Origin of the sequence: Streptomyces sp. NPDC101152 (genome assembly GCF_044768275.1) — a bacterium.
In the GTDB taxonomy this organism is placed as follows: domain Bacteria; phylum Actinomycetota; class Actinomycetes; order Streptomycetales; family Streptomycetaceae; genus Streptomyces.
Genome location: NZ_JBIWPO010000008.1, coordinates 231,102 through 256,980, shown reverse-complemented (window position 1 = coordinate 256,980; position 25,879 = coordinate 231,102). Strand labels below are relative to the sequence as shown.

Here is a 25,879-nt window from a genome sequence, read left to right as displayed (position 1 = left end):
CGCACAGACGAGGGGGCGGCACCCGGGACTCCGGGCGCCGCCCCCTCGCGTTCCGGTCACTGCGCGTCGGCTTCGTCGATCAGGTAGGCGCTCTCGTCGAAGACCTCCAGCACGACGACGACCATGATCGCGCCGGCCACCATGTACTCCAGCATCAGTCCGGGGGCGACGTATGCCCGGCGCAGATGCTCTCCGGGGCCCAACGGCGCGGTCGCGTGCTTCCGAAACGGGTCACGGGCCAGGACCCGAACCGCCCTGTCCAGATCGGCCCGGCGCGAGGGGGCAGGTCGTCGTAGGCCGCCCGGGCCTCGACGGTGTACTGGACTCGGTACTCGCTCATGGCCGCAGTGTGCCAGTCCGTGAGGGTGATCAGAGCCGTTGTCGACGCTGCGTCCATCGGGGGATAACCCCCGAACCCCCAGCCCGCTCGGGGGTACTGTCGGTGGCATGCCGATCAGAGCCGTTGTCTGGGACGTCGACGACACCCTCTTCGACTACAGCACCGCCGACCGGGTCGGTATGGGAGCGCATCTCGCCGCCGAGGGGCTGCTCGACGGGTACGGCACCGCGGCGGAGGCCGTCGCGCGGTGGCGGGAGATCACCGACCAGCAGTGGGCGCGGTTCTCGGCGGGCGAGGTCACCTTCGAGGGGCAGCGGCGGGAACGCATCCGCGTGTTCCTGGGCGAGGCGCTGAGCGACGCGGAGGCGGACGCGTGGTTCGGGCGCTACATGCGTCACTACGAGGCCGCCTGGGCGCTCTTCCCGGACGTCCTGCCCGCACTGGAGGCGCTCGCCGCCAGCCACCGGCACGCCGTGCTCTCCAACTCCAGCCTCACCGTCCAGGACCGCAAACTGCGCGTCCTCGGCGTGCACGACCGCTTCGAGGTCATCCTGTGCGCCGCCGAACTCGGCGTCTCCAAGCCGGAGGCCGGCGCCTTCCTGGCGGCCTGCGACGCGCTGGGGCTCACCCCGAGCGAGGTCGCCTATGTCGGCGACCACCCGGAGATCGACGGGCGCGGTGCCGCGGACGCCGGGCTGCTGTCCGTGTGGATCGACCGCGGCGGCCTCTGCACCAGCGACGACGCGCACTCCGGCCCGCGCCGGATCGCCTCCCTCGCCGAACTCCCCGCGCTCCTCGGCGCCGATACCCGTTTTGGAGCCCCGTCCACCTTCGGGTAATGTTCTTCCTGCGCCGCCGGGGAGCGGGCCGAAAGGCCGGAACCGGAGGAGCGAACTAGAACAAGATCCCCACCAGGGGCTTGCGTTCCAGTGGCCTATGGTGTAATTGGCAGCACGACTGATTCTGGTTCAGTTAGTCTTGGTTCGAGTCCAGGTAGGCCAGCTCGCAGAGCTCATCTGCATCGCCCCCGTTGTGTAGCGGCCTAGCACGCTGCCCTCTCAAGGCAGTAGCGCCGGTTCGAATCCGGTCGGGGGTACGGATCTCGATCAACTCGGGATCGCTAGGGCCCCCGTTGTGTAGCGGCCTAGCACGCCGCCCTCTCAAGGCGGTAGCGCCGGTTCGAATCCGGTCGGGGGTACGAACTGGTCTAAACCACATTGGTCTATGGTGTAATTGGCAGCACGACTGATTCTGGTTCAGTTAGTCTTGGTTCGAGTCCAGGTAGACCAGCTCGGATCTGCGGCGATGCGGTACGCAACGCTTGCAAGATCCACGCCCCCGTTGTGTAGCGGCCTAGCACGCCGCCCTCTCAAGGCGGTAGCGCCGGTTCGAATCCGGTCGGGGGTACACAGACGCAGGCCCTCCGCTTCGGCGGGGGGCCTGCGGCGTGTGCGCGGTTCACTCGTAGCCGTACCGACGCGCCGACTCCTCCTCCTGGGCCAGCCGGTGCAGCGCCCGCAGGGCGGGCTCGTGGAGGATCGCCCCCAGGAGCGCGAACTCGACCCGCTCCGCGTCCGACGGATAGGTCTCCAGGGAGTCCAGGTCGAGGGCGGCCGTCCGGTGCATCAACTCCGCGTACGGCGCGAGCTGTTCGGCGCCCCAGTCGTAGCCCAGCCGGCGGAACGCGGCCACCGCGACCACCAGCGAGCGGTACGAGGGTGAGATCGTCGTCAGCTGTTTGGCGTTCTCCCACCCGAGCCGGTTCAGGAGCGCGGCCACCTCCCGGTGTGCCGCCCGGACGTACTCGTCGTCCTCGTCCGGCTCCGGCAGCTGCGGCAAGGTCCACAGTGCCGCGCCGAGGCGGATCGTACGGCCCAGGGAGTCGTCGTCGACGTGTCCGAGCACCTCCCGGACCGTCGCCACCGGGATCTGGCCCACCTGGATCATCGCCCGCACCAGCCGCAGCCGGCGCAGATGCCCCTCGTCGTACTCGGCGGTCGTCGTGTTGATCTGCCGGCCGGGCGCCAACAGGCCTTCGCGCAGGTAGTACTTGATCGTCGCGGTGGACACACCGCTGCGTCTGCTCAGTTCGGCGAGCCGCATGTCTTGCGCTCCTTCTGGGATACCGGCACTATCCAAGCATGCGAATCGGATAGCGCCACTCACCAACGAGGGGAATCGTCATGGTGTCCCGTACGACCGCCAATGCGAAGGGCGACGTCGTCGTCCTGCTGATCGGCATGCGCATCAACCGTTTCTGGGCGGTCCACCTGTGGCTGCCCGTGCTGCTCGGCATGCTGCGCATGCTGCGGGAGCTGGCGCAGGACCCGGCGCGGGGCCTGCTCAGCCGGGTCCTGCTGACGGCCTCGCCGCGCACGTACTACGTCGTGCAGTACTGGGAGTCCAAGGAGAAGCTGTACGCCTACGCGAGCGCGCCGGACGCGTGGCACCACAAGGTGTGGACCGCGTTCAACCACAAGGAACGCAAGGGGAAGCTGCGCGGGCGAGTGGGCATCTGGCACGAGGCGTACGTCGTGCCGGAGGGGTCGTACGAGGCGATCTACGGGGACATGCCGGCGTTCGGTCTCGCCGCCGCGCACGGGCAGGTGCCGTTGGAGAGGCGGGGCCGGTACGCCAAGGACCGGTTCTCCTACCGCTCGCAGCAGGAGACGGTGGGCGAGAAGACCGGCTGAACCGGGGGCGGGGGGGCGGGGAGGGTCTGCCGCGGCGTTGAGGCGGGCCCTCCCCGTACGGGTTCCCGGGGTCCGGGGGTCAGCCCGAGCGGCGCAGCGCCTCCGAGAGGCGGGCGGCGGCGTCGATGACCGCCTGGGCGTGCATCCGGCCGGGGTGGCGGGTCAGGCGCTCGATGGGACCCGAGACGGAGACGGCGGCCACCACGCGGTTGGACGGGCCGCGTACGGGCGCCGAGACGGACGCGACGCCCGGCTCGCGCTCACCGATGGACTGGGCCCAGCCGCGGCGCCGTACGCCCGACAGGGCGGTCGCCGTGAAGCGGGCGCCCTGCAGGCCCCGGTGCAGGCGCTCGGGCTCCTCCCAGGCCATCAGGATCTGCGCGGAGGAGCCGGCCTTCATGGTGAGGGTCGAGCCGACCGGAACGGTGTCCCTGAGGCCGGACAGGCGCTCCGCCGCGGCGACGCAGATGCGCATGTCGCCCTGGCGGCGGTAGAGCTGGGCGCTCTCGCCGGTGACGTCCCGCAGGTGCGTGAGCACCGGGCCCGCCGTCGCGAGGAGGCGGTCCTCGCCGGCGGCCGCGGCCAGCTCGGCGAGCCGGGGGCCCAGAATGAAACGGCCCTGCATGTCACGTGCCACCATGCGGTGGTGCTCCAGGGCCACGGCCAGTCGGTGGGCCGTCGGTCGTGCCAGTCCGGTGGCCGCCACCAACCCCGCGAGGGTGGCCGGACCGGACTCCAGGGCGCTCAGGACAAGGGCTGCCTTGTCCAGAACGCCGACGCCGCTACTGTTGTCCATGAAACGATACTCACGTCTCACTCTGTGAAACGCAAGTTCCTTTTTCCGTGAGACGCGCAACCCTTGTATCCACAGCGGCCCGCTGACCGAACGGGCCGGATGACGGACGCCCGTGACCAGGGGCCGGGAGCCGTCTCCTCAAGATCTCTAGTTGGGCCGGTGGACGTTCGCCGGCCGGAGGGAAAGCGATGGGTAGGACACTCGCGGAGAAGGTCTGGGACGACCACGTCGTCCGGCGCGCCGAGGGCGAGCCCGACCTCCTCTTCATCGATCTCCACCTCCTGCACGAGGTGACCAGCCCGCAGGCCTTCGACGGCCTGCGACAGAACGGCCGCCCGGTGCGCCGTCTCGACCTCACCATCGCGACCGAGGACCACAACACCCCGACCCTCGACATCGACAAGCCGATCGCGGACCCGGTCTCCCGGGCCCAGCTGGAGACGCTGCGCAAGAACTGCGCCGAGTTCGGCGTCCGGCTGCACCCGCTGGGCGACGTCGAGCAGGGCGTCGTGCATGTCGTCGGCCCGCAGCTGGGCCTGACCCAGCCCGGCACCACGGTCGTCTGCGGTGACTCCCACACCTCCACGCACGGCGCGTTCGGCGCGCTGGCGTTCGGCATCGGCACCTCGCAGGTCGAGCACGTGCTGGCCACCCAGACGCTGCCGCTGGCCCGCCCCAAGACCATGGCGATCACGGTCGACGGCGAGCTGCCCGAGGGCGTCACCGCCAAGGACCTGATCCTGGCGATCATCGCCAAGATCGGTACCGGCGGCGGTCAGGGCTACATCCTGGAGTACCGCGGCTCGGCCATCGAGAAGCTCTCGATGGAGGCCCGGATGACCATCTGCAACATGTCGATCGAGGCCGGCGCCCGCGCGGGCATGATCGCCCCCGACGAGACCACCTTCGCGTACCTCAAGGGCCGCCCGCACGCCCCCGAGGGCGAGGACTGGGACGCCGCCGTCACGTACTGGAAGACGCTGAGGACGGACGACGACGCCGAGTTCGACGCCGAGGTCGTCATCGACGCCTCGTCGCTCTCGCCGTTCGTCACCTGGGGCACCAACCCCGGCCAGGGCGCGCCGCTTTCGGCGTCCGTCCCCGACCCCGCTTCGTACGAAGACGCTTCGGAGCGCTTGGCCGCCGAAAAGGCCCTGGAATACATGGGGTTGGAGGCCGGCCAGCCGCTGCGCTCCATCAAGGTGGACACCGTCTTCGTAGGTTCCTGCACCAACGGGCGGATCGAGGACCTGCGTGCCGCGGCCGAGATCGTCAAGGACCGCAAAGTCGCCGACGGCGTACGGATGCTGGTCGTCCCGGGCTCCGCGCGGGTGGGTCTGCAGGCCGTCTCCGAGGGCCTGGACGTCGTCTTCAAGGAGGCCGGCGCCGAGTGGCGGCACGCGGGCTGCTCGATGTGCCTGGGCATGAACCCGGACCAGCTGGCCCCCGGTGAGCGCTCCGCCTCCACCTCCAACCGCAACTTCGAGGGCAGGCAGGGCAAGGGCGGCCGTACGCACCTGGTGTCCCCGCAGGTCGCCGCGGCCACCGCGGTCCTGGGCCACCTGGCCTCCCCGGCCGACCTGTCCGACACCTCTGTGCCCGCTGGAGTCTGATCAGTCATGGAAGCATTCACCACGCACACCGGCCGGGCCGTCCCGCTGCGCCGCTCCAACGTCGACACCGACCAGATCATCCCTGCTCACTGGCTCAAGAAGGTGACCCGGGACGGTTTCGAGGACGGGCTGTTCGAGGCCTGGCGCAAGGACGCGTCCTTCATCCTCAACCAGCCCGAGCGCCAGGGCGCCACGGTCCTGGTCGCCGGTCCTGACTTCGGCACCGGCTCCTCCCGTGAGCACGCGGTGTGGGCGCTGCAGAACTACGGCTTCAAGGCCGTGATCTCCTCCCGCTTCGCCGACATCTTCCGCGGCAACTCGCTCAAGAACGGCCTGCTCACGGTGGTTCTGGAGCAGAAGATCGTGGACGCGCTGTGGGAGCTCACGGAGAAGGACCCCGAGGCCGAGATCACCGTCGACCTCGAGGCCCGCGAGGTGCGCGCCGAGGGCATCACCGCCTCCTTCGAGCTGGACGAGAACTCCCGCTGGCGGCTGCTGAACGGGCTGGACGACATCTCCATCACCCTCCAGAACGAGGCCGACATCGCGGCGTACGAGGCGAAGCGGCCGTCGTACAAGCCAAAGACGCTCCAGGTCTGAGCGGAGCCCCCTCCGGAGCATCCGAACCAGGCGAGTTTCAGCCACCCGGTACCCCCGATCAGCCCGATCGGGGGTACCGGCATGTCTGCACCCGAACGGCCCCGCGCACCCGCCTGGCCTTCGTTCAACTTCCCACGTTAGAACGGGGGTTGTCGGGGTACGCGCAGGTTGTAACGGTGGCATCCGCGAACGCCCGGACGGCCGTTTGAGGCGGCAGTTGCCCCCTGGGCAGGCGACAACTCGCCCCAGATGGCACAATCTGTGCATGGAACACGACGGCCAACTCGAGCTCTATGCGGCGGTCGCGGACCAACTCAAGGAAGCGCACGCAAGAGTGCGCGCACTGCAAGTCCCGGAGGGCGTACGGATGGCGCTGACCCGGAAGCTGCTGGTCATTACGGCCGCGGCCAAGCACGATCTCGCCGATGCGGCACGGCGTCTGGAGGCGTTCACCGCGGACCTGGAAGCGGGGCGAATCCCCGAAGAGGACCGCTGAACGCAGCCGGGACAGTCGAGTTCGTTGCGGCGCACGGGTGATTAGCCCGTTTCGTGTTTGATTTGCGGTATATATCTGCCTAACGTGCGAAAAAGCTTGAACACTTTCGTTCGGGCAATGTCTCCGAAGGGGAAGACGTGAACAAGGCGCAGCTCGTAGAAGCGATTGCCGACAAGCTGGGCGGCCGCCAGCAGGCCGCCGAGGCTGTCGACGCGGTCCTGGACGCCATCGTCCGCGCGACCGTCGCGGGGGACCGGGTCTCGGTCACCGGCTTCGGTTCGTTCGAGAAGGTCGACCGTCCGGCCCGCTACGCCCGCAACCCCCAGACGGGCGAGCGGGTTCGGGTCAAGAAGACCTCCGTTCCGCGCTTCCGCGCGGGTCAGGGCTTCAAGGACCTGGTCAGCGGCTCGAAGAAGCTCCCGCGTGGCGGCGAGGTCGCCGTCAAGAAGGCACCCAAGGGCAGCCTGACCGGCGGCGCTTCGACGACCGTGAAGAAGGCCGCGGCGAAGAAGGCCGCCCCGTCGACGCGGGGTGCGGCGGCCGCGAAGAAGACCGCGGCGAAGAAGACGACGGCCAAGAAGACCACGGCCACCGCCAAGACGTCCGCGGCGAAGAAGACCACCGCCAAGAAGACGACGGGCGCCGCCAAGACGTCCGCCGCCAAGAAGACCACCGCCAAGAAGGCGACGGCCAAGAAGGCCCCGGCCAAGAAGTCGACGGCTCGCAAGACCACCACCGCCAAGAAGGCCACCGCCCGTACCAGGTAGGGGCACAGGGGCACCAAGCGCCGGGCCGGACTCCCCGTGGAGCCCGGCCCGCGGCGCGTCGTGGGACCGACGCGTCAGAAGGTCTGCAGAGTGACGAGGGTGACGTGCGGGTAGCCGCCGGCCCCCTGAGCTCCCTCGGCTTCCTCGAACTCGATCCGCACCCGCTGGCCGGGCCTGAGCAGGCGCAGACCGCCGGCGTCGAACGCCGCCGCGTCGAACGGCACGGGCGTGCCGTCGTCCAGGAGGACCTGCCCGCTGCGGGTCTCGGGGTCGTACGTGTACGCGGTGGCCTGCATGCTCCGCAGCCTACTGCCCGGGAATCAGCAACTGCGCGGCCACCGCGGCCGTCCGGGGACCCACCCCGAGCGCCAGCGCGGCCCGCAGGTCGGCGCCGGTGTCGACGTCCTGCCGTACCGACTCCACGCCGTCGAGCGTGAGCTCCACCGCTCCGGAGGCGCGATGACGGGCGCGGGAATCCGTGCCGAACAGCGGAAGCAATTCCTGGTGCGGCGCCGCGGCGAGCAGCGTCGTGCCGACGGCGGCCGCGTCGCAGACAAAGGCGCGCGGGAATTCCGCGGCGGCGTCCAGCACCCGGGCCAATTCGAGGGCGCGGAGCGCGGGAAGATCGGCGTTCAGGGCGGCCACGGGGGTTTCGGGGCGCTCGTCGCGCACGACGGCCGACGCGTGATTCAGGGCCGCGTTGAGGCCGCCGCGGGGCTCGTCGGTGACGATGCGGGCGCCCAGCGCGGCCAGTTCGCGGCCGGCCAGGGCGTCGTCCGTGACCACCGCCACATCCTTCACCGCCGGGCAGGCCAGCGCCGCTGCCACCGTGTCCTGGGCGAAGGCGAGGGCGAGGCCCGGGCGCACCCCGTCGTGGGCGGTGTCCGAGAGCCTGCTCTTGGCCCGCGCCAGGGGTTTCAGGGGTATGACCAACGTCCACTGCACGAGCGTTCCGTCCCTCTCTTGTCGCGGCCATTGTCGCTCAGCCGTCACCTCGACCATCTGGCGGTCGCGCCGTCGGGGCGTACGGTGTTCTCGACAGACCGGCGGCCTGGGGCGACACTTGTGCGGCCCCCCAAGGCCCTAGAGGAAGGTGTCCGCGTGCCCCGCCGCAGAATCGGCTTCTGGTACCGCTTCGCTGCGGTCCTCTGCAAACCGCCGTTGGTGGTTCTGATCAAGCGGGACTGGCGCGGAATGGAGCACATTCCGGCCGAGGGCGGGTTTATCACCGCGGTGAACCACAATTCCCACGTGGATCCCTTCGCATACGCGCACTATCAGTACAACACGGGACGCGTTCCGCGATTCCTGGCGAAGAGCGGCCTTTTCAAGAAGGGATTCGTCGGCGCCGCGATGCGCGGCACCGGCCAGATCCCCGTCTACCGCGAGTCCACGGACGCGCTCAGCGCGTTCCGCGCCGCCGTCGCCGCCGTGCAGCGCGGCGAGTGCGTGGTCTTCTACCCCGAGGGCACCATCACCCGCGACCCGGACGGCTGGCCCATGACGGCCAAGACGGGTGCCGCGCGCGTCGCCCTGGAGACCAAGTGCCCGGTGATCCCGGTCGCCCAGTGGGGCGCCAACGAACTGCTGCCGCCGTACAGCACCCGGCCGCACCTCTTCCCGCGCAAGACCCATCACGTGCTCGCGGGCCCGCCCGTGGACCTCTCGCGCTTCTACGACAAGGAGATGTCCGCGGACGTCCTGAAGGAGGCCACGGAGGTCATCATGGCCGCCGTCACCCGCCTGCTGGAGGACATCCGCGGCGAGAAGGCGCCCGAGAGGCCCTACGACCCGCGCCGTGAGCGCATCGAGCAGCGGCGCAGGACACAGGCGCAGACCGGTTCCGAGGGGGAGACGAGCAAGTGAGCAAGCCCGTCAAGGCGGCGGTCTTCAGCGCCGGTTCGTGGGGGACGGCGTTCGGCATGGTGCTGGCGGACGCGGGCTGCGAGGTCACCCTGTGGGCCCGCCGCCCGGAGGTCGCCGAGGCGGTCAACTCCCGCCGTACGAACCCCGACTACCTGCCCGGCGTGGAGCTCCCCGGGAACCTGCGGGCCACCACCGACCCGGCCGAGGCCGCCGCCGACGCCGACTTCACGGTCCTGTCGGTGCCGTCCCAGACCATGCGCGCCAACCTCGCCGAGTGGGTGCCGCTGCTCGCTCCCGACACCGTCCTCGTCTCCCTGATGAAGGGCGTCGAACTCGGCTCCGCCATGCGGATGAGCGAGGTGATCGAGGACGTCGCCAAGGTCGGCGCCGACCGTGTCGCCGTGGTCACCGGGCCCAACCTCGCACGCGAGATCGCCGCCCGGATGCCGGCCGCCGCCGTCGTCGCCTGCACGGACGAGGCGGTCGCGCGGCGGCTCCAGGCCGTCTGCCACACGCCGTACTTCCGGCCGTACACGAACACGGACGTCGTCGGCTGCGAACTCGGCGGCGCCGTCAAGAACGTCATCGGGCTCGCCGTCGGCATCGCGGACGGCATGGGACTCGGCGACAACGCCAAGGGCTCGCTCATCACGCGCGGCCTCGCCGAGACCACGCGGCTCGGGGTCGCCCTCGGCGCCGACCCGCTGACGTTCTCCGGGCTCGCGGGCCTGGGCGACCTGGTGGCGACCTGCTCCTCGCCGCTGTCGCGCAACCACACCTTCGGCACCAACCTCGGCAAGGGCATGACCCTCGAGGAGACCATCGCCGTCACCCGGCAGACCGCGGAGGGCGTCAAGTCCTGCGAGTCGGTGGCGGATCTGGCCCGCCGGCACGGCGTGGAGATGCCGATCACCGAGACGGTCGTCGACATCGTGCACGAAGGCAAGCCGCCCGTCGTGGCGTTGAAGGAACTGATGTCGCGCAGCGCGAAGCCCGAACGACACTGAGCGACCCCCCGGAGCGCACGCTGTCTTGGGGCACTACCACCGGGTACGCTCAACGCGATATGAGCACCGAGAACCTCCCCCAGAGCCCCGAGCAGCCGCCCCGCAAGCCGCGTGTGGCCGTCGTGTTCGGCGGGCGCAGCTCCGAACACGGGATCTCCGTGGTCACGGCCGGCGCCGTCCTCAAGTCCATCGACCGGACGAAGTACGACGTCCTGCCGATCGGCATCACCAGGGAGGGCCGCTGGGCCCTGACCGCCGACGAACCGGACCGCATGGCGATCACCGACCGCCGCACGCCGGAGGTCGAGGACGTGGCCGAGTCGGGCGAGGGCGGCGTGGTGCTCCCCCTCGACCCGGGCAACCGTGAAGTCGTCGTCAGCGAACCCGGATCGGTGCCCAAGGCGCTCGGCGAGGTCGACGTCGTCTTCCCCGTCCTGCACGGCCCGTACGGGGAGGACGGCACCCTGCAGGGCCTTCTGGAGCTCTCCGGCGTACCGTACGTGGGTTCGGGCGTGCTCGCCTCGGCCGTCGGCCAGGACAAGGAGTACATGAAGCGGGTGTTCACCTCCTTCGGGCTCGCGGTCGGCCCGTACGTGGTGATCCGGCCGCGCGAGTGGGAGCGGGACGAGTCCGCGGCCCGCAAGAAGATCGTCGACTTCGCCGGCGAGCACGGCTGGCCGCTGTTCGTGAAGCCCGCGCGCGCGGGCTCCTCCATCGGCATCACCAAGGTCGACGACCTGTCCGGCCTGGACGAGGCGATCGCGGAGGCCCAGCGGCACGACCCGAAGATCCTGGTCGAGGCGGCGGTGCGCGGGCGCGAGATCGAGTGCGGGGTGCTGGAGTTCGAGGACGGGCCGCGGGCCTCGGTCCCCGCGGAGATCCCCCCGCCGGACGCCCACGCGTACTACGACTTCGAGGCGAAGTACATCGACTCGACCCCCGGGATCGTGCCGGCGCCCCTGACGCCGGAGCAGACGGCGGAGGTCCAGCGCCTGGCCGTGGACGCCTTCGAGGCGGCCTCCTGCGAGGGCCTGGTGCGCGCGGACTTCTTCCTCACGGACGAGGGCTTCGTCATCAACGAGATCAACACCCTGCCGGGCTTCACGCCCATTTCGATGTACCCGCAGATGTGGCAGGCGAGCGGCATCGCCTACCCGGAGCTGGTGGACCGGCTGATCCAGGCGGCCCTGCGCCGCTCGACCGGCTTGCGCTAGTCGGCGATACCCGTCGGAATCGCCTTCTTGACGGCAGGCGCCAGATCGACCAACGGCGCCATGCCGTCCCCGGTCCGCCCCACGGGGATCGTCACCTCGGCGTACGCCTTGCGCAGCGTGGTGGTGAAGTGGAACGACCCGTCCTGCTGCTTCTGCAGCAGCCAGCCCACGCCGTCGACCTCGACCCCGTCGGCCTCCGGATCGCTCATCTGCGCGGGCCGCGGCACACCGCAGCGCAGTATGATCGCCGGGTTCCCCCAGCCCGCGGTCAGTGCCGACGCGGGCTCGGGATCCCGGCGACCCTGACCGTCCACCTTGGCCGGCAGCACCTTGTCCAGCTTCCGGCACAGCCCCGCGACCTTCGCACCCGGCGAGGGAACCGCGGCCCGGGCACCGTCGTCTGCTGAGGAGCAGCCCACGACCGTGATCAGCAGGGCGAGCACGGGCAGGCCGGTGAGCCGGTGACGGAAGAAGTTCACCGGCCAAGGGTAGACGGGGGCTACAGATGCACGACCGGGCAGGTCAGGGTTCGGGTGATGCCGTCCACCTGCTGGACCTTCGCGACCACCATGCGGCCGAGGTCGTCCACGGTGTCGGCCTGTGCCCGCACGATCACGTCATAGGGTCCTGTCACGTCCTCGGCCTGGATCACCCCAGGGATCTTGCTGATCGTCTCGGCGACGGTCGACGCCTTGCCGACCTCCGTCTGGATCAGGATGTACGCCTGTACCACGGAACCTCCAGGGCGGCCACGAGGATCATGTGGGGAAAAGGAACGCCACGGTATCGCGTCGCCACGCGCCGCGGGGAGACCCGGGGCACCCGTGCCGGGGTGCGGGTACGACACGGGTTGACGGCAGTTACGACCGTATCGAGGACACTGATGACGCGCGACCGGGCACGGCAAGGGACAGAAGGGGAGCAAGGGCAATGAAGGGCACTGTTGGTGAGCTCGGGGAGTTCGGGCTCATCAGGGAGCTCACCTCCCGTCTGACCACCACCCCGGCGGTCCGGGTCGGCCCCGGCGACGACGCCGCGGTGGTCGCCGCCCCCGACCGACGGGTCGTGGCCTCCACCGACATCCTCCTGGAGGGCCGGCACTTCCGCCGCGACTGGTCCACGGCGTACGACGTGGGCCGCAAGGCCGCCGCGCAGAACCTCGCGGACATCGCCGCCATGGGCGCCGTCCCCACCGCGCTGCTGCTGGGCCTGGTCGTCCCCGCCGAACTCCCGGTGACCTGGCCGAACGAGCTGATGGACGGACTGCGGGACGAGTGCCAGGTTGCGGGCGCCTCGGTGGTCGGCGGGGATGTCGTACGAGGCGACACGATCATGGTGTCGATCACCGCGCTCGGCGATCTGCGCAACCAGGACCCCATCACCCGGGGCGGCGCCCAGCCCGGCGACCTGGTCGCCGTCACCGGCTGGCTGGGCTGGTCGGCCGCCGGCTACGCGGTGCTGTCCCGCGGCTTCCGCTCGCCGCGCGCCTTCGTGGAGGCGCACCGGCGCCCCGAGCCGCCGTACCACGCGGGCCCGGCCGCCGCGGGGCTCGGCGCGACCGCGATGTGCGACGTCAGCGACGGGCTGATCGCCGACCTCGGGCACATCGCCGAGGCCAGCAAGGTGCGCATCGACATCCGCTCCGGCGCGATCGACATCCCCTCCCAGATGAACGACATCGGGCAGGCCGTCGGCGTCGACCCCATGCAGTGGGTGCTGACCGGGGGAGAGGACCACGCGATCGTGGCGACCTTCCCGCCGGACGTGAAGCTCCCGGCCCGCTGGAAGGTCATCGGTGAGGTCCTCAACCCCTCGGCACTGCCCCAGGTGACGGTGGACGGGGCGCCGTGGACCAGCAAGGGCGGCTGGGACCACTTCGGGGACATCGAGTCGTGAGCGCCCCGCCCCGGGTACTGACGGTCGCGGGCTCGGACTCCGGCGGCGGGGCCGGCATCCAGGCCGACCTGAAGACGATGCTCGCGCTCGGCGTGCACGGCATGAGCGTCGTCACGGCCGTCACCGCGCAGAACTCCCTCGGCGTGCAGGGTGCCTGGGAGCTGCCGGCCCAGGCGGTGCGGGCGCAGTACCGCAGCGTGGTCGACGACATCGGCGTGCAGGCGGTCAAGACCGGAATGCTGGCCTCGGCCGAACTCGTCGAGACGGTCGCCGAGTTGATCGGCGCCACGGACGCCCCCGCGGTCGTCGATCCGGTCGGCGTCTCCAAGCACGGCGACCCGCTGCTGGCCGCCTCCGCCCTGGAGTCGATGCGCGAGCGGCTGCTCCCGGTCGCCACCGTCGCCACCCCGAACCTCGACGAGGTCGCCCAACTCACGGGTGTCCGCGTCGAGTCGGAGGCGGGGCTGCGGGAGGCCGCCGCGGCCGTGCTGTCGTACGGTCCGCAGTGGGTGCTGATCAAGGGCGGTCATCTGCCCGGTGACGCAGTGGACCTGCTCACCGACGGCACCGAGGAGCACTGGCTGCGCGCGCCCCGGCACGACAACCGGCACACGCACGGCACCGGCTGCACCCTCGCGTCCGCGATCGCCGCGCAGCTCGCCAAGGGGCAGTCCGTGCCGGAGGCGGTGGCCGCCGCCAAGGAGTACGTCACCGGGGCGATCGCCGCCGGGTTCGCGCTCGGCGGCGGGATCGGACCCGTGGACCACGCCTGGGCGCTCGGGTAAGGCAAAAAGCCGGCCCACCCTCGGGTGGACCGGCTCAGTGCAGCGAACCAGCGGTGGCCGCGCGCTTAGCTGTGCGTCAGCGCGAGACCTTGCCGGCCTTGATGCACGAGGTGCAAGCGTTCACGCGCTTCGGCGTCCCGCCGACCACGGTACGGACGCGCTGGATGTTCGGGTTCCAGCGACGGGACGTACGGCGGTGCGAGTGCGAGATGTTGTTGCCGAAGCCCGGCCCCTTGCCGCAGACGTCGCAGTTGGCAGCCACGGGTCACTCCAAAGACTTCAGATGCACTTACGGTTGGATCCCGGCATGCCGGGATCGAGATCGCAGGATCAGATCTGAGTGGCGGTGCCAGGGGAATGGCCCGATGTGGATCGGGCAACCGGAGCAGCATACAACGACTGCGCCCGTGCAACGAAACTACCATGCCTGCTCAGACCCCCGCTCCCGGCCCTCTTCCGGCGAAGACCGTTCCTGGGTCTACGCTGCGACCAGTCCGGCTCAAGGAGGCACAGGTGGCGCGGGTGCCGCAGACATTCCTCGATGCTCTCGCGGTGCGCACCTGGTGCGTCCTCGCGCTCGAGGGCCTCGGCCGCGCGCGCGAGGAGATCGACGCGATCAACGTCTATCCCGTGGCCGACGGGGACACCGGCACCAACCTGTACCTGACCATGGAGTCCGCCGTCACCGCCGTGGAGGCGGTCTTCGCCGGTCACGCGGTCGGTGCGGGGGAGCCGGGGAAGCCGGCCCTGGCGGACACCGTGCGCGCGATGGCCCACGGGGCGCTGATAGGGGCCCGGGGGAACTCCGGGACCATCCTCGCGCAACTCCTCAGGGGCATGGCGAAGGTGCTCGCGGCGGACGGTGACCAGCCTCACACCGACGGCTCCGGTCTGCGGCTCGCCCTGCGGCACGCGGCCGACTCGGCCCGGCACGCCGTCGCGCATCCCGTCGAGGGCACGGTCCTGTCCGTCGCCTCCGCCGCCGCGGACGCCGCCGGCGCGGCCGAGGGCGACTGCGGGACGGTCGCGCGGGCCGCCCACGCGGGCGCCTGCGCAGCCCTCGCGGCGACGCCGGGGCAGTTGGCGGTCCTGCGCCGGGCGGGGGTGGTCGACGCCGGTGGGCGCGGGCTGGTGGCCGTGCTGGCCGCGCTGGTGGAGACGTTCACGGGGGAGGCGCCTTCGGGGGTTCCCGCGCCGGGCGGTGAGGTCCACGGGATCGGTGCGGGCGGCTTGGGCGGCCCGGTCGAGGAGTGCGCCGACGCGGTCGCCGAAGGCGGGCCCGCCTTCGAGGTGATCTACCTCCTGGAGGCCGAGGACGCGGCCGTGGCGCGGCTGCGGGAGCGGCTCGACGGGCTCGGGGACTCCCTGGTCGTGGTCGGCGGCGACGGACTGTGGAACGTGCACGTGCACGTGGACGACGCGGGCGCCGCCGTGGAGGCGGGCGTCGAGGCCGGACGGCCGTACCGGATCCGGATCACCCACTTCGGGGCCGGCGACGTGCACACCGCCGGCGCCGGGCGGCCGCCCGGGGAGCGGGCCCAGCGGGCCGTCGTGGCGGTCGTGCCCGGGGAGGGACTGGCCGGGCTGTACGCGGAGGCCGGCGCGACCACCGTGCTCGCGCGCCCCGGGGAGCCGCCCGCGAGCGGCGAGCTGGTCGACGCCGTACGGCGGGCCCACGCGCGCGAGGTCGTGCTGCTGCCCAACGACGCCGACCTGCGCCACACCGCCGCAGCGGCGGCCGAGCAGGCCCGCACGGAGGGCATCCGGGTCGCGCTGATCCCCACCCGGTCCGCGGTCCAGGGCATCGCCGCGCTCGCCGTGCACGAACCCGAACGCCGCTTCGACGAGGACGTGGTGTCGATGACCTCGGCGGCCGGCGCGACGCGCTACGCCGAGGTCGCCGTCGCCGAGCACCAGTCCTGGACGATGGCCGGCATCTGCCAGGCCGGCGACGTCCTCGGCCTCATCGAGGGCGACGTGGCCGTGATCGGCGCCGACGTCACCGCCACCGCCGAGACCGTGCTGGACCGCATGCTCCAGGCCGGCGGCGAACTCGTCACCCTCGTCCTCGGCGACGAGGCCCCCGAGTCCGTCGCCGAGCGCCTGGAGGCACGCGTGCGTGAGTCCTACCTGGCCGTCGACACGGTGGTGTACCGGGGCGGCCGCCAGGGTGCGCTGCTGCTGATCGGGGTCGAGTGAGCTAGCTCTCCTCCACCTGCAGCAGCTGTTCGGCCTCCGCGCGTCTGTCCCGTACCGTCTCGTCCTCGGGGCCCGCACCGTCGTACGCCGCGAGCACGGCACGCGCGCGTGAAGCCGCCCGGGACGGCCGGCCGAGGTCGGCCTCCAGCCAGCCGGCGGCGAGTTCGGCGCCGGTACGGCCGTGCAGGGCGTCGTCGCCCTCCAGGGAGGCGAACACCGCGATGGCCTCCTCGACCTGGGACAGCGCCTCCTCGAGCGCGGCCCGTATCGAGTCGTCGTCGGCGTCCTCGGCCGCGGAACGGGCCAGCAGGTCGCCGAACTGGCGGTGGGTGTGGCCGAGTTCGGCGCCCAGCCGCTCCCGTGCCCCCTCGTCGTCCCCGGCGCCGGCTAGCGCTTCCCGGCACTCCCCGGCCGCCGCCGCCATCAACTCCCGGGCCGTGTCCGTGCCGTCCGGCACCCGCAGCGCGAGCCACGCCCGCGCGCGCAGGGAGCGGACCAGGCCGTGGACGTCGCCCAGGGAGCGCCACAGGTCGCCCGCCCGCGCGTAGGCCCGGTCCGCCTCGGTGGTCAGCCCGGCGGCCCCCAGCGACTCGGCCGCGAGGTGGGCGAGCGTGGCGTGGTCGCGCTGCTCGGGCCAGTGCCGGGCGATCTCGGCGGCCTGCAGCCGGCGTTCGGCCGCTTCCCGGTGCTCGCCCAGCTCGCTCAGGCAGTCGCCGAGCCACCACTGCGCCTGGACGACCGCGCCGTCGCCGTGCGTCTCGGCGCGCAGGTCGGGCAGCGCCGACTCCAGCACCTCGGCGGCCTCGGCGAACCGGCCCTGCCGCAGCAGCAGCCCGCCCAGCTGCTGCCGGGCCCAGGCGCCGAGCGTGGGGCCCTGGCCCGCCTCGTCGGCCCAGTGCGCCGCCTCCAGGGCGTGCTCGGCCGCCTCCACGGCCAGTCCCCGGCCGCCCAGCACCTCGGCGAGCTGGAGGTGGAGCTGGGACCGCCCGACCGGCTCCAGCTGGGCTCCGCCGTGCTCCAGGGCCGCGCGCAGCGCCCGCTCGGCGCCGGTGACGTCACCGAGGTGGTGCGCCAGCCCCGCGAGCCGGGCCTCGTACTCCACCGCGAACCACGGCAGCCCGGCTGCCACGAAGTTCTCCGAGGCCCGCGTGAACAGCTCCCGTGCGGCCTCCAGGTCGCCGCCCTGCAGGGCCAGCTCCGCGAGCATGGCCAGCCCCTCGGCCTCCCGCGCGGCGATCCGCACGTCGTCCCCGGCGCGTCCACCGACCAGTGCGAGCAGCTCGCGTACGGCGTTCTCGGCCTCGCTGAGCACGACGTCCCCGGCAGCCCCGCCGGCCGCCCGCTCGCTCGCCTCCTGCACCCGCCGCATCAGCACCCGGGCCCGGCCCATCAGCACCGCCGCCGTCTGCCGGACCCCCGTTGCGTCCTCCGCGTACAAGGCGAGGACCTGGTCGTACGGCTCGGCGACCGCGGCGACGGCCTCCTCGACCCGGCCCGCGAGGGCGCGTACGTACGCCGCACGCGTGCGTGCCGCGAGCGCCTCGCCCGGGTCGCCCGCCGCCGCGTACAGCTCGGCGGCCCGCTCGAAGAGCTCGGCGCCCTCCGGGCCCCGGTCCATCGCCTCGTGGTCGACGATCTCCGCGCGGTCGCGGACGTCGAGCTCTACACCCTCCGCGGCCCGGGAGACCGCCGCCCACGCCTCGACGGCGTTCGGGCGCAGCGTGTCGGACAGCCGCCGTGCCTCGGCCAGCAGCGCGGGCAGGTCCGGCTCCTCCTCCCGGGTCACGGCGACCGGCGCCGGGGGAGCGGGTGCCGGGCGCACCGCGCGGACCCCGAGCGGCAGCCGGTCCACCAGCGGGCGCTGCGCCATCCGCGCGCGGGTCCGCTCACCGACGTACGAGGTGCCGTTGCGCTCGTCGAAGCGGGCCGCGAGAGCGAGGGCCTCCGCACGCGCGTGCGTGGCGAGTTCGCGCGCGGTCCAGGAACGCCCGGCCGGCCCCGGCACCTCACGCCCGCCCAGACCCAGCGCGACGAGCCGGTCCATGAGCAGGGCCACCACGCTCAGGTAGTCGAGCCGGCTGCGTGGCTGCCCGGTGTCCGTGAAGTACGCCGGCCGCTCCGCCAGCAGCTCCAGGCCGCGCGCCTCGTTGCCGGTCAGGGCGCAGAACTCCACGTGGTCCGCGTACGCGCCGCGCATGCTCTCCATGGGCCGTACCAGCCGGAAACCGCGCAGGTGGTGGGCGCGGGCGTCGTCCGTGCGGCCCAGCCGCAGCAGGGGCACCAGGGAGGAGGCGAGCACGGTGTGCGGCTCGTGCGCGCAGGTGAACTCGCCCTCCAGGACCGGCCGCCACAGCAGCAGCGCCTCCGCGTCCCGGCCTCGCTCGGCCTGCCACCAGCCCTGCCCGTGCAGCTCGCAGGCGTGGCAGTCGGCCATGCGGTCCCGGTCCGCCGCGAGCCAGGCGGCGTACGCCCGCTCCGCGCGCGGGAGGTCACCGACATGCGCGGCCACGCTGAACTCCGCGCTGCGCACGGCCCGTTCCGAGTGCCCGGCGAGCCGGTAGCGGTGCTCCATCTCGCCGAGCCACTTCTCGATCGAGGCGAGCGGGACGTGCGGCTGGTCGAGCATGCCGGAGGACATCCACTTGAAGACCCAGTGCAGCGAGTGCGTCTCGTATGCGTCGAAGTCCTCGGGCCGTTCGTCCCACATGCGCAGCAGGCGCGCGAAGGGGACGAACATCTTGTCCTTCTCGGAGCTGTAGTTGTAGACCTTCAGCTGGTGCCCGAGCGCCTCGATCACGGCGAGCGGGATGCCCAGCTTCTCCGCCTCGGCGAGCAGCTGCTCCGCGCGCGCGTTGCGTGCAGGACCCTCCGGGCGCTCGGAGTTCTCCGCCATCGCCCGGCGCAGGGAGTCGAAGTCCGTGATCCCAGCCATCAGCGGCCGTCCTCCCCGTGTGTGGACTCTCCGTGTGCGGAGTCGCCGTGGGTGGCCCATTCCAGCAGGCCGATGAACGCCCGGTTCAGCAGGGCGGTGTCCGCGGGCCTGAGCGGCCGCTGCGCCATCAGCAGGGCCTGCCCGTACAGGGACTCGGTGGCGGTACCGATCAGTTCCGGGTCGCCCAGCGAACTGATCCTGCGCACCAGGGGGTTGAGGTGGTTGAGCACCAGACGCGCGCGGGGAGCGCTGCCGCGCAGGGAGCCGAGGATGCCCGCCCACAGGTCGTCGGCCTGCTCCTCGGCCTCGGCACGGGCCTGCTCGTGGCGGGTGGAGCGGTCGTCGAGGTGGAGGGCGGGGACCGAGATCGGGTGGAAGGAGCGCAGTACTATGTCACATTGCACTGCGTCCAGCCGTGCCCGCGCCGCCGCAAGGAACCCCGCCAGCGCCAGCTCCTCCGTCGCATCCACGGCGTCCAGGTGCGCCGTGACGGTGTCCGCGTCCAGCTCCGCCACCACCGTGCCCGGCCGGACCGACGGCAGGGCCTCGACCAGCTCGCTGTCGTACGTGTAACCGCCGTTGACCACCCCGACGCCCTGTGCGGACGCGATCGCCGCGACCTGCCGGTACTCCTCCACGGTCCGGGTGAAGTGCACCATCGGGTGCCGCTGCGCGAACTCCTCCAGGGACAGCTGCCCGTCGGTCGTCTCGAAGGGCAGCCACGGCAGCATCGTCCGCAGCATCTCCCTGTCGTGCCGGGCCAGCGACTTCACGCCCAGGTGGTGCACCGACAGGAAGGCCGCCAGCCGCTGCGGATCACCGGCCGCGAGCCCGGTCAGCCAGGACCGGATCCGCTCGCCCAGCGCCTCCCGCACGGCCGCCAGCGTCTCGTCCTCGTACAGGGACTCGCGCGAGGCCGTGGGCCGCAGACTGTCCGTGTCCAGCACGCAGCGCACGAAGAACGCCCAGTCCGGCAGCAGCTGTTCGGCCCGCTCGGTCAGCAGCATGCCCTTGAGGTGCACCCGGTGCGTCGCCCGCTGCGCCGGGCTGACCGCCGACGGCAGCACATACGCCACCCCGCGGATCCCGGCGAGCGGCACGTCCAGCTCGATCGAGTCCAGCGGGGTGAACCCGAACAGCTCGTGACAGTGCCGCGCCAGGGCCACACGCCGGTTGGCGGGGGAGGGGTACGCACGGTCCCAGGGCGCCGGCAGGTCCGTGACCGCCTCCTCGCCGACCCGGACGTCGTAGGGCAGCAGCGACCCGAAGTCCCGCGCCAGGGTCAGCACGCGCTCGGGGGACAGCCACTCGGCGGCGCCCGCTCGCGCCACCAGGTGCACCGTGGTGCCGGGTTCCGGCCGCGCGGCATCGGGCAGGGTCCGCACGGTGTACGAACCGTCGTCGCTCGCCGTCCACTCCACGGGCGCCGCGTCGGGCGTACGGGCACTGCGGCTGACCACCCGGATCCGCTCGGCCACCACGAAACAGGCGAGCAGCCCGATGCCGAACTGCCCGAGGAAGTCCGAGCGGGCCTCCTGGATCCCGCCGGCGATCCCGTCGGACCGCTTGGAACTGCGCCCGATGGTGGCCAGCAGGCTGTGCACGTCCGCCTCGGTGAGCCCGATGCCGGAGTCCTCGACCCGCAGCGCGCCCTCCTCCGCGTACAGCCGCACCCGCGCCGGGGCGTCGGGCTGCTCCGCCCGCCGGGCGGTGACGGCGTCCACGGCGTTCTGCAGCAGCTCGCGCAGATAGACCCGGGGACTGGAGTAGAGGTGATGGGAGAGCAGGTCCACCAGTCCACGCAGGTCGACCTGGAACGTATGAGGTGACTGGGGTGACTGGGACGGCTGGGATGACTTCGAGGTCTGGGAGTCCATCGTCGCAGCGCCGGTGGGGGGACGTCGCGTCGGCGCGGGGTCGGGCGGTCCCTGGTGGGGCGGTGACCGCGGGGGATGGCCGGAGCGCGCCATCCTAGAGCCCGAACGAACCGTCTGACCAGGGGTTTCGACAGACGTATACGGCAATGTCAGTGGCGTGGTGTGCAATGGATCTCGTGCCCGCACTGGAAGAACCACTGAAGAAGGTGCTCGGACCACCCACCGCGAAGGTGATGGCCGAGTTCCTCGGCCTGCACACCGTCGGCGACCTCCTGCACCACTACCCGCGCCGGTACGAGGAGCGCGGCCAGCTCACCCACCTCGCCGACCTCCCCATGGACGAGCACGTCACGGTGGTCGCCATGGTCGCCGACGCCCGCCTGCACACCTTCGCCTCCGCCAAGGCCCCGCGCGGCAAGGGCCAGCGCCTGGAGGTCACGATCACCGACGGCAGCGGCCGGCTCCAACTGGTCTTCTTCGGCAACGGCGTCCACAAACCCCACAAGGAACTCCTGCCGGGCACCCGTGCGATGTTCGCCGGCAAGGTCTCCGTCTTCAACCGCCGCCTTCAACTCGCCCACCCTGCGTACGAGTTGCTGCACGGTGACGGCGACGAGACGGTCGAGACCTGGGCCGGCGCGCTGATCCCCCTCTACCCCGCCACCGCCAAGCTGGAGTCCTGGAAGATCGGCAAGGCCGTTCAGACGGTGCTGCCCAGCGCCCAGGAGGCCCTGGACCCGCTCCCGGCCACCCTGCGCGAGGGCCGTGGCCTGCTGCCCCTGCCCGAGGCCCTGCTCAAGATCCACCAGCCGCACACCAAGGCGGACATCGAGGACGCCCGCGCCCGCCTCAAGTGGGACGAGGCCTTCGTCCTCCAGGTCGCCCTCGCCCGCCGCCGCCACGCCGACGCCCAACTCCCCGCCGTGGCCCGCAGACCCAAACCCGACGGACTCCTCACCGCGTTCGACGACCGCCTCCCCTTCACCCTCACCGAGGGCCAGCAGAAGGTCTCGAAGGAGATCTTCGACGACCTGGCGACCGAGCACCCGATGCACCGGCTGCTCCAGGGCGAGGTCGGCTCCGGAAAGACGCTGGTGGCCCTGCGCGCCATGCTCGCCACCGTCGACGCCGGCGGACAGGCCGCCATGCTCGCGCCCACCGAGGTCCTCGCCCAGCAGCACCACCGTTCGGTCGTCGAGATGATGGGCGAGCTGGCCGAGGGCGGGATGCTCGGCGGGGTGGAGCACGCCACCAAGGTGGTGCTGCTGACCGGCTCCATGGGGACGGCGGCCCGCCGCCAGGCGATGCTCGACCTGGCCACCGGCGAGGCCGGCATCGTGATCGGCACGCACGCGCTCATCGAGGACAAGGTCCAGTTCCACGACCTGGGCCTGGTCGTCGTCGACGAACAGCACCGCTTCGGCGTCGAACAGCGCGACGCCCTGCGCGGCAAGGGCAAACAGCCCCCGCACCTCCTGGTCATGACGGCCACGCCCATCCCGCGCACGGTCGCCATGACGGTATTCGGCGACCTGGAGACCTCGGTCCTCGACCAGCTCCCCGCCGGCCGCTCACCCATCTCCTCGCACGTCGTGCCGGCCGCCGACAAACCCCACTTCCTGGCCCGCGCCTGGGAACGGGTCCGCGAGGAGGTCGAGAACGGCCACCAGGCGTACGTCGTCTGCCCCCGCATCGGCGACGAGGAGGACGACCCGAAGAAGTCCGGCAAGAAGAAGTCCCCGGAGGACGAGGCGGAGAAGCGTCCGCCGCTCGCGGTCCTGGACGTGGCCGACCACCTGGCGAAAGGGCCCCTGCACGGCCTGCGCGTGGAGGTCCTGCACGGCCGTATGCACCCCGACGACAAGGACGCGGTCATGCGCCGCTTCGCCGCCGGCGATGCGGACGTCCTGGTCGCCACGACCGTCATCGAGGTCGGCGTCAACGTCCCCAACGCCACCGCCATGGTCATCATGGACGCCGACCGCTTCGGCGTCTCCCAGCTCCACCAGTTGCGCGGCCGGGTGGGCCGAGGCTCCGCCCCCGGCCTCTGCCTGCTGGTCACCGAGATGCCGGAGGCGAGCGCGGCCCGCCAGCGCCTGAACGCGGTGGCCGCCACCCTCGACGGCTTCGAGCTCTCCCGCATCGACCTGGAACAGCGCCGCGAGGGCGACGTCCTGGGCCAGGCACAGTCGGGCGCCCGCTCCAGCCTGCGGGTCCTCGCGGTCATCGAGGACGAGGAGGTCATCGCGGAGGCGAGACAGGAGGCGGCGGCGGTGGTGGCGGCGGACCCGGAGCTGACCGACCTCCCGGCGCTGCGGACGGCCCTGGACGCCCTCTTGGACGAGGACAGGGAGCAGTACTTGGAAAAGGGCTGAGGTGTACTCACCCAGGGGCGCGGGGCTGCATCGATGTGCGGCTACCGCCGCGCGGGCGCGACCAGCCACACTGGACCTGTAGCCGCTCACAACCGAGGAACCAAAGATGACCCGCGTGATCGCCGGCGCAGCCGGCGGACGTCGACTAGCCGTCCCGCCGGGCAACGGCACCCGCCCCACCTCCGACCGCGCACGCGAGGGCCTCCTCTCCACCTGGCAGTCCCTCCTGGGCGGCCCCCTGGACGGTGAACGAGTCCTCGACCTGTACGCCGGTTCGGGCGCGGTCGGCCTGGAAGCCCTCTCCCGGGGCGCGAGCCACACCCTGCTCGTCGAGGCGGACGTCAGAGCGGCCCGCGTCATCCGGGAGAACGTCACAGCGCTCGGCCTCCCCGGCGCCGAGGTCCGGGCGGGCAAGGCCGAGCAGATGATCCAGTCGGCGCCGACAGCCCCGTACGACCTCGTCTTCCTGGACCCTCCGTACCGAGTCACAGATCACGATCTTCGGGAGATTCTCCTCACACTCCGCACCCAAGGCTGGCTCGTGCCGGAGGCGATCGTCACCGTGGAGCGCAGCACCAGAGGCGGAGAATTCAAGTGGCCGCAGGGCTACGAGGCGGTCAAGGCCCGTCGCTACGGCGAGGGAACGTTTTGGTACGGTCGCGCCGCCTCAACGTGCGAAGACGCACGATGACCGGACCGGAGAGCGAGGGATCTCAAGTGCGCCGCGCCGTCTGTCCCGGGTCGTTCGACCCCATCACCAACGGACACCTCGACATCATTTCCCGTGCCTCCCGTCTGTACGACGAGGTCTATGTCGCGGTCATGATCAACAAGTCCAAGAAGGGCCTCTTCGAGATCGACGAGCGGATCGACCTGATCCGCCAGGTCACCACCGAGTACGGCAACGTCAAGGTCGAGGCCTTCCACGGCCTGCTCGTCGACTACTGCAAGCAGCGCGACATCCCGGCCATCGTCAAGGGCCTGCGCGCCGTCAGCGACTTCGACTACGAGCTGCAGATGGCCCAGATGAACAACGGCCTGTCCGGCGTGGAGACGCTCTTCGTGCCGACCAACCCCACCTACAGCTTTCTGTCCTCCTCCCTCGTCAAGGAGGTCGCCACCTGGGGAGGGGACGTCTCCCACCTGGTACCGCCCACCGTCCTCGAAGCCCTGAACGAGCGCCTCCGCCGGGACTGAGGGGGCTACAGTCGTCCCGTCCGTCTCCAACACATCGGCAGAGAGTGGCGAGCACACGGTGGACGTGCAGAAGAAGCTCGACGAGATCGTCGCGGCGGTCTCCAGTGCCCGGTCGATGCCCATGTCGGCGTCCTGCGTGGTCAACCGCGCGGAACTGCTCGCGATGCTCGAAGAGGTCCGTGCGGCCCTGCCCGACTCCCTGGCCCAGGCGCAGGAGCTGATCGGCGGCCGGGAGGAGCTGGTCGAGCAGGCCCGCCAGGAGGCCGAGCGGATCATCCAGGGCGCCCACGCCGAGCGCGGCTCGCTGATCTCCGACACCGAGATCGCCCGCCGCTCCCAGGCAGAGGCCGACCGGATCCTCGGCGAGGCCCGCCGGGAGGCGGAGGAGGTCCGCGCCGAGGCCGACGACTACGTCGACTCCAAGCTCGCCAACTTCGAGGTCGTCCTCACCAAGACCCTCGGCTCGGTCGGCCGTGGCCGCGAGAAGCTGCTCGGCACCGGCCCGGGCCTCGACGAGCAGGGCTACGAGGACGAGGACGCCCCCGAGCGCAGCCACGACCCGGAGATCCTGCGCAAGGACGCCGACGCCTACGTCGACGCCAAGCTCGGCGCCTTCGAGGCGGTGCTCGCCAAGACCCTGGAGGCGGTCGGCAAGGGCCGCGCCAAGCTGCACGGCCGTATCGCCACCGACGACCTGGGCGCCCTCGCCGACGACACCACGTCCTTCCAGCACTCCAGCGACGCCGACTACCTCGCCGACCTGACCGCCCTCACCCAGCAGGAGACCGCGGCCGAACAGCAGCCCGCCCAGCAGCAGGACTACGCCCAGCCGCAGCCGGCCTACGGCTACCAGCAGCAGGCCGACCCCTACGCCGGCCAGTACCAGCACCAGCAGCAGGACTACGGTCAACAGGACGCCTACGGCTACCAGCAGGCGGACCCGTACGGGTACCAGGGTTACGGCGGCCAGCAGTACGACCCGAACCAGCAGCACCAGGCGCAGCAGCCGCACCAGGGGCAGCAGTCACAGCAGTCGTACGCCCTGGACGAGACCAGCCTCTTCGACACCGGCATGATCACGCCCGAGCAGTTGAGGGCCTACGAACAGGGCCGCGGCCAGTAAGGGACCACCGGATTGGGTCGAGAGCGAAAGGACCGGTATCCTGGCTCTTCGGTCGCGTGTACGTCCGCGATCAACGCTGCCCCGAAGCACCCAAGGGCGGCGT

26 protein-coding genes and 5 tRNA genes are annotated in these 25,879 nt (G+C 71.6%); 21 read left to right on the top strand and 10 right to left on the bottom strand.

Annotation, left to right across the window (positions count from 1 at the left end):
- Nucleotides 1–154: 154 nt before the first annotated feature.
- The gene (locus ACIRVK_RS14110) at nt 155–340 is read right to left on the bottom strand and encodes a hypothetical protein (protein ID WP_404246598.1); all 186 of its coding nucleotides are present in this window, start codon (nt 338–340) and stop codon (nt 155–157) included.
- A 107-nt stretch (nt 341–447) separates the two neighbouring features.
- Here ACIRVK_RS14110 and ACIRVK_RS14105 point away from each other — a divergent pair, with 107 nt between their 5' ends.
- The 6 genes from ACIRVK_RS14105 to ACIRVK_RS14080 all read left to right on the top strand — a co-directional run bounded on the left by ACIRVK_RS14105 (nt 448) and on the right by ACIRVK_RS14080 (nt 1,747).
- Nucleotides 448–1,179, top strand: a complete 732-nt coding sequence (locus tag ACIRVK_RS14105; RefSeq protein WP_404246596.1) for an HAD family hydrolase — start codon at nt 448–450, stop codon at nt 1,177–1,179.
- Nucleotides 1,180–1,270: 91 nt separating this feature from the next.
- Nucleotides 1,271–1,342 (top strand) — tRNA-Gln (locus ACIRVK_RS14100).
- A 21-nt stretch (nt 1,343–1,363) separates the two neighbouring features.
- A tRNA-Glu gene (locus tag ACIRVK_RS14095) sits at nt 1,364–1,436 on the top strand.
- A 29-nt stretch (nt 1,437–1,465) separates the two neighbouring features.
- Nucleotides 1,466–1,538, top strand: a tRNA-Glu gene (locus tag ACIRVK_RS14090).
- A gap of 20 nt (nt 1,539–1,558) precedes the next feature.
- Nucleotides 1,559–1,630, top strand: a tRNA-Gln gene (locus ACIRVK_RS14085).
- A 44-nt stretch (nt 1,631–1,674) separates the two neighbouring features.
- A tRNA-Glu gene (locus tag ACIRVK_RS14080) sits at nt 1,675–1,747 on the top strand.
- Between the two features lie 51 nt (nt 1,748–1,798).
- On the opposite strand, the gene ACIRVK_RS14075 is transcribed toward ACIRVK_RS14080, so the two are convergent.
- Nucleotides 1,799–2,443, bottom strand: a complete 645-nt coding sequence (locus ACIRVK_RS14075; RefSeq protein ID WP_404246594.1) for a MerR family transcriptional regulator — start codon at nt 2,441–2,443, stop codon at nt 1,799–1,801.
- A gap of 80 nt (nt 2,444–2,523) precedes the next feature.
- On the opposite strand from ACIRVK_RS14075, the gene ACIRVK_RS14070 reads away from it, so the two are divergent.
- Complete coding sequence (locus ACIRVK_RS14070) at nt 2,524–3,033, top strand: DUF4188 domain-containing protein (protein ID WP_404246592.1); 510 nt, start codon at nt 2,524–2,526, stop codon at nt 3,031–3,033.
- Nucleotides 3,034–3,112: 79 nt separating this feature from the next.
- Here the strand turns inward: ACIRVK_RS14070 and ndgR are convergent, their stop codons facing one another.
- Entirely contained in the window at nt 3,113–3,829 is a 717-nt protein-coding gene (ndgR, locus tag ACIRVK_RS14065) for an IclR family transcriptional regulator NdgR (RefSeq protein WP_026278050.1), read from the bottom strand.
- Nucleotides 3,830–4,017: 188 nt separating this feature from the next.
- Here ndgR and leuC point away from each other — a divergent pair, with 188 nt between their 5' ends.
- The 4 genes from leuC to ACIRVK_RS14045 all read left to right on the top strand — a co-directional run bounded on the left by leuC (nt 4,018) and on the right by ACIRVK_RS14045 (nt 7,305).
- Nucleotides 4,018–5,442: a 3-isopropylmalate dehydratase large subunit gene (gene leuC / locus ACIRVK_RS14060; RefSeq protein WP_404246590.1), complete on the top strand. Its 1,425-nt coding sequence runs from the start codon at nt 4,018–4,020 to the stop codon at nt 5,440–5,442.
- Between the two features lie 6 nt (nt 5,443–5,448).
- Nucleotides 5,449–6,042, top strand: a complete 594-nt coding sequence (gene leuD / locus ACIRVK_RS14055) for a 3-isopropylmalate dehydratase small subunit (protein ID WP_404246588.1) — start codon at nt 5,449–5,451, stop codon at nt 6,040–6,042.
- 265 nt (nt 6,043–6,307) lie between these two features.
- Nucleotides 6,308–6,538: a hypothetical protein gene (locus ACIRVK_RS14050; RefSeq protein ID WP_404246586.1), complete on the top strand. Its 231-nt coding sequence runs from the start codon at nt 6,308–6,310 to the stop codon at nt 6,536–6,538.
- Nucleotides 6,539–6,675: 137 nt separating this feature from the next.
- Complete coding sequence (locus tag ACIRVK_RS14045) at nt 6,676–7,305, top strand: HU family DNA-binding protein (RefSeq protein ID WP_404246584.1); 630 nt, start codon at nt 6,676–6,678, stop codon at nt 7,303–7,305.
- A gap of 74 nt (nt 7,306–7,379) precedes the next feature.
- On the opposite strand, the gene ACIRVK_RS14040 is transcribed toward ACIRVK_RS14045, so the two are convergent.
- Together ACIRVK_RS14040 and cofC are read right to left on the bottom strand one after the other, a co-directional pair.
- Nucleotides 7,380–7,601, bottom strand: coding sequence for a hypothetical protein (locus ACIRVK_RS14040; RefSeq protein ID WP_404246582.1), 222 nt, complete (start codon nt 7,599–7,601; stop codon nt 7,380–7,382).
- Nucleotides 7,602–7,611: 10 nt separating this feature from the next.
- Entirely contained in the window at nt 7,612–8,250 is a 639-nt protein-coding gene (gene cofC, locus ACIRVK_RS14035) for a 2-phospho-L-lactate guanylyltransferase (protein ID WP_404246580.1), read from the bottom strand.
- 156 nt (nt 8,251–8,406) lie between these two features.
- On the opposite strand from cofC, the gene ACIRVK_RS14030 reads away from it, so the two are divergent.
- Genes ACIRVK_RS14030 through ACIRVK_RS14020 form a run of 3 tightly spaced genes read left to right on the top strand, consistent with a single transcriptional unit; the run spans nt 8,407 to nt 11,392 of the window.
- Entirely contained in the window at nt 8,407–9,171 is a 765-nt protein-coding gene (locus tag ACIRVK_RS14030; protein ID WP_404246578.1) for a lysophospholipid acyltransferase family protein, read from the top strand.
- The gene (locus tag ACIRVK_RS14025) at nt 9,168–10,178 is read left to right on the top strand and encodes an NAD(P)H-dependent glycerol-3-phosphate dehydrogenase (protein WP_404246577.1); all 1,011 of its coding nucleotides are present in this window, start codon (nt 9,168–9,170) and stop codon (nt 10,176–10,178) included. Before ACIRVK_RS14030 ends, ACIRVK_RS14025 begins: the two co-directional genes overlap by 4 nt.
- A gap of 59 nt (nt 10,179–10,237) precedes the next feature.
- Complete coding sequence (locus ACIRVK_RS14020; RefSeq protein ID WP_404246575.1) at nt 10,238–11,392, top strand: D-alanine--D-alanine ligase family protein; 1,155 nt, start codon at nt 10,238–10,240, stop codon at nt 11,390–11,392.
- Here the strand turns inward: ACIRVK_RS14020 and ACIRVK_RS14015 are convergent.
- Both ACIRVK_RS14015 and ACIRVK_RS14010 read right to left on the bottom strand, forming a co-directional pair.
- Entirely contained in the window at nt 11,389–11,871 is a 483-nt protein-coding gene (locus ACIRVK_RS14015; RefSeq protein ID WP_404246573.1) for a DUF3515 domain-containing protein, read from the bottom strand. The genes ACIRVK_RS14020 and ACIRVK_RS14015 overlap by 4 nt on opposite strands.
- Before the next feature lie 20 nt (nt 11,872–11,891).
- On the bottom strand, nt 11,892–12,125 hold the full coding sequence (locus ACIRVK_RS14010) for an Lrp/AsnC family transcriptional regulator (RefSeq protein WP_003997603.1): 234 nt from the start codon (nt 12,123–12,125) through the stop codon (nt 11,892–11,894).
- 197 nt (nt 12,126–12,322) lie between these two features.
- Between ACIRVK_RS14010 and ACIRVK_RS14005 the strand changes: the two genes are divergently transcribed.
- Nucleotides 12,323–13,288, top strand: a complete 966-nt coding sequence (locus ACIRVK_RS14005) for a thiamine-phosphate kinase (protein ID WP_404246571.1) — start codon at nt 12,323–12,325, stop codon at nt 13,286–13,288.
- Nucleotides 13,285–14,073, top strand: a complete 789-nt coding sequence (gene thiD / locus ACIRVK_RS14000) for a bifunctional hydroxymethylpyrimidine kinase/phosphomethylpyrimidine kinase (RefSeq protein ID WP_404246569.1) — start codon at nt 13,285–13,287, stop codon at nt 14,071–14,073. The genes ACIRVK_RS14005 and thiD overlap by 4 nt, the downstream gene beginning before the upstream one ends.
- 76 nt (nt 14,074–14,149) lie before the next feature.
- Here the strand turns inward: thiD and rpmB are convergent, their stop codons facing one another.
- Entirely contained in the window at nt 14,150–14,335 is a 186-nt protein-coding gene (gene rpmB / locus ACIRVK_RS13995; protein WP_003993230.1) for a 50S ribosomal protein L28, read from the bottom strand.
- A gap of 251 nt (nt 14,336–14,586) precedes the next feature.
- Here rpmB and ACIRVK_RS13990 point away from each other — a divergent pair, with 251 nt between their 5' ends.
- The gene (locus ACIRVK_RS13990; protein WP_404246567.1) at nt 14,587–16,272 is read left to right on the top strand and encodes a DAK2 domain-containing protein; all 1,686 of its coding nucleotides are present in this window, start codon (nt 14,587–14,589) and stop codon (nt 16,270–16,272) included.
- Between the two features lies 1 nt (nt 16,273).
- Here ACIRVK_RS13990 and ACIRVK_RS13985 read toward each other — a convergent pair whose 3' ends face one another.
- Nucleotides 16,274–19,204 carry a tetratricopeptide repeat protein gene (locus ACIRVK_RS13985; protein WP_404246565.1) on the bottom strand — a complete coding sequence of 977 codons (2,931 nt, stop codon included), beginning with the start codon at nt 19,202–19,204 and terminating at the stop codon, nt 16,274–16,276.
- Nucleotides 19,204–21,081 carry an HSP90 family protein gene (locus tag ACIRVK_RS13980; protein WP_404246563.1) on the bottom strand — a complete coding sequence of 626 codons (1,878 nt, stop codon included), beginning with the start codon at nt 21,079–21,081 and terminating at the stop codon, nt 19,204–19,206. Before ACIRVK_RS13980 ends, ACIRVK_RS13985 begins: the two co-directional genes overlap by 1 nt.
- A gap of 167 nt (nt 21,082–21,248) precedes the next feature.
- On the opposite strand from ACIRVK_RS13980, the gene recG reads away from it, so the two are divergent.
- The 4 genes from recG to ACIRVK_RS13960 all read left to right on the top strand — a co-directional run bounded on the left by recG (nt 21,249) and on the right by ACIRVK_RS13960 (nt 25,776).
- Entirely contained in the window at nt 21,249–23,456 is a 2,208-nt protein-coding gene (gene recG, locus ACIRVK_RS13975) for an ATP-dependent DNA helicase RecG (protein ID WP_404246561.1), read from the top strand.
- A gap of 106 nt (nt 23,457–23,562) precedes the next feature.
- A complete protein-coding gene (rsmD, locus tag ACIRVK_RS13970) occupies nt 23,563–24,147 on the top strand; it encodes a 16S rRNA (guanine(966)-N(2))-methyltransferase RsmD (RefSeq protein WP_404246559.1) in 585 nt (194 codons plus the stop codon).
- A 26-nt stretch (nt 24,148–24,173) separates the two neighbouring features.
- Nucleotides 24,174–24,653 (top strand): pantetheine-phosphate adenylyltransferase, encoded by a 480-nt coding sequence (coaD, locus tag ACIRVK_RS13965; RefSeq protein WP_404246659.1) that lies wholly within the window; start codon nt 24,174–24,176, stop codon nt 24,651–24,653.
- Nucleotides 24,654–24,711: 58 nt separating this feature from the next.
- Nucleotides 24,712–25,776: a cell division initiation protein gene (locus ACIRVK_RS13960; RefSeq protein ID WP_404246557.1), complete on the top strand. Its 1,065-nt coding sequence runs from the start codon at nt 24,712–24,714 to the stop codon at nt 25,774–25,776.
- The last annotated feature ends 103 nt before the right edge of the window (nt 25,777–25,879 follow it).

Bases quoted from the DNA above. Each gene is read 5' to 3' on its own strand.
- ACIRVK_RS14040 (WP_404246582.1), bottom strand. From the start codon at position 7,601: ATGCAGGCCACCGCGTACACGTACGACCCCGAGACCCGCAGCGGGCAG.
- ACIRVK_RS14020 (WP_404246575.1), top strand. From the start codon at position 10,238: ATGAGCACCGAGAACCTCCCCCAGAGCCCCGAGCAGCCGCCCCGCAAG.
- ACIRVK_RS14005 (WP_404246571.1), top strand. From the start codon at position 12,323: ATGAAGGGCACTGTTGGTGAGCTCGGGGAGTTCGGGCTCATCAGGGAG.
- recG (WP_404246561.1), top strand. From the start codon at position 21,249: ATGGATCTCGTGCCCGCACTGGAAGAACCACTGAAGAAGGTGCTCGGA.
- ACIRVK_RS14110 (WP_404246598.1), bottom strand. From the start codon at position 340: ATGAGCGAGTACCGAGTCCAGTACACCGTCGAGGCCCGGGCGGCCTAC.
- ACIRVK_RS13985 (WP_404246565.1), bottom strand. From the start codon at position 19,204: ATGGCTGGGATCACGGACTTCGACTCCCTGCGCCGGGCGATGGCGGAG.
- ACIRVK_RS14050 (WP_404246586.1), top strand. From the start codon at position 6,308: ATGGAACACGACGGCCAACTCGAGCTCTATGCGGCGGTCGCGGACCAA.
- ACIRVK_RS14070 (WP_404246592.1), top strand. From the start codon at position 2,524: ATGGTGTCCCGTACGACCGCCAATGCGAAGGGCGACGTCGTCGTCCTG.
- ACIRVK_RS14105 (WP_404246596.1), top strand. From the start codon at position 448: ATGCCGATCAGAGCCGTTGTCTGGGACGTCGACGACACCCTCTTCGAC.
- ACIRVK_RS13980 (WP_404246563.1), bottom strand. From the start codon at position 21,081: ATGGACTCCCAGACCTCGAAGTCATCCCAGCCGTCCCAGTCACCCCAG.
- rsmD (WP_404246559.1), top strand. From the start codon at position 23,563: ATGACCCGCGTGATCGCCGGCGCAGCCGGCGGACGTCGACTAGCCGTC.
- leuC (WP_404246590.1), top strand. From the start codon at position 4,018: ATGGGTAGGACACTCGCGGAGAAGGTCTGGGACGACCACGTCGTCCGG.
- ACIRVK_RS14075 (WP_404246594.1), bottom strand. From the start codon at position 2,443: ATGCGGCTCGCCGAACTGAGCAGACGCAGCGGTGTGTCCACCGCGACG.
- ndgR (WP_026278050.1), bottom strand. From the start codon at position 3,829: ATGGACAACAGTAGCGGCGTCGGCGTTCTGGACAAGGCAGCCCTTGTC.
- leuD (WP_404246588.1), top strand. From the start codon at position 5,449: ATGGAAGCATTCACCACGCACACCGGCCGGGCCGTCCCGCTGCGCCGC.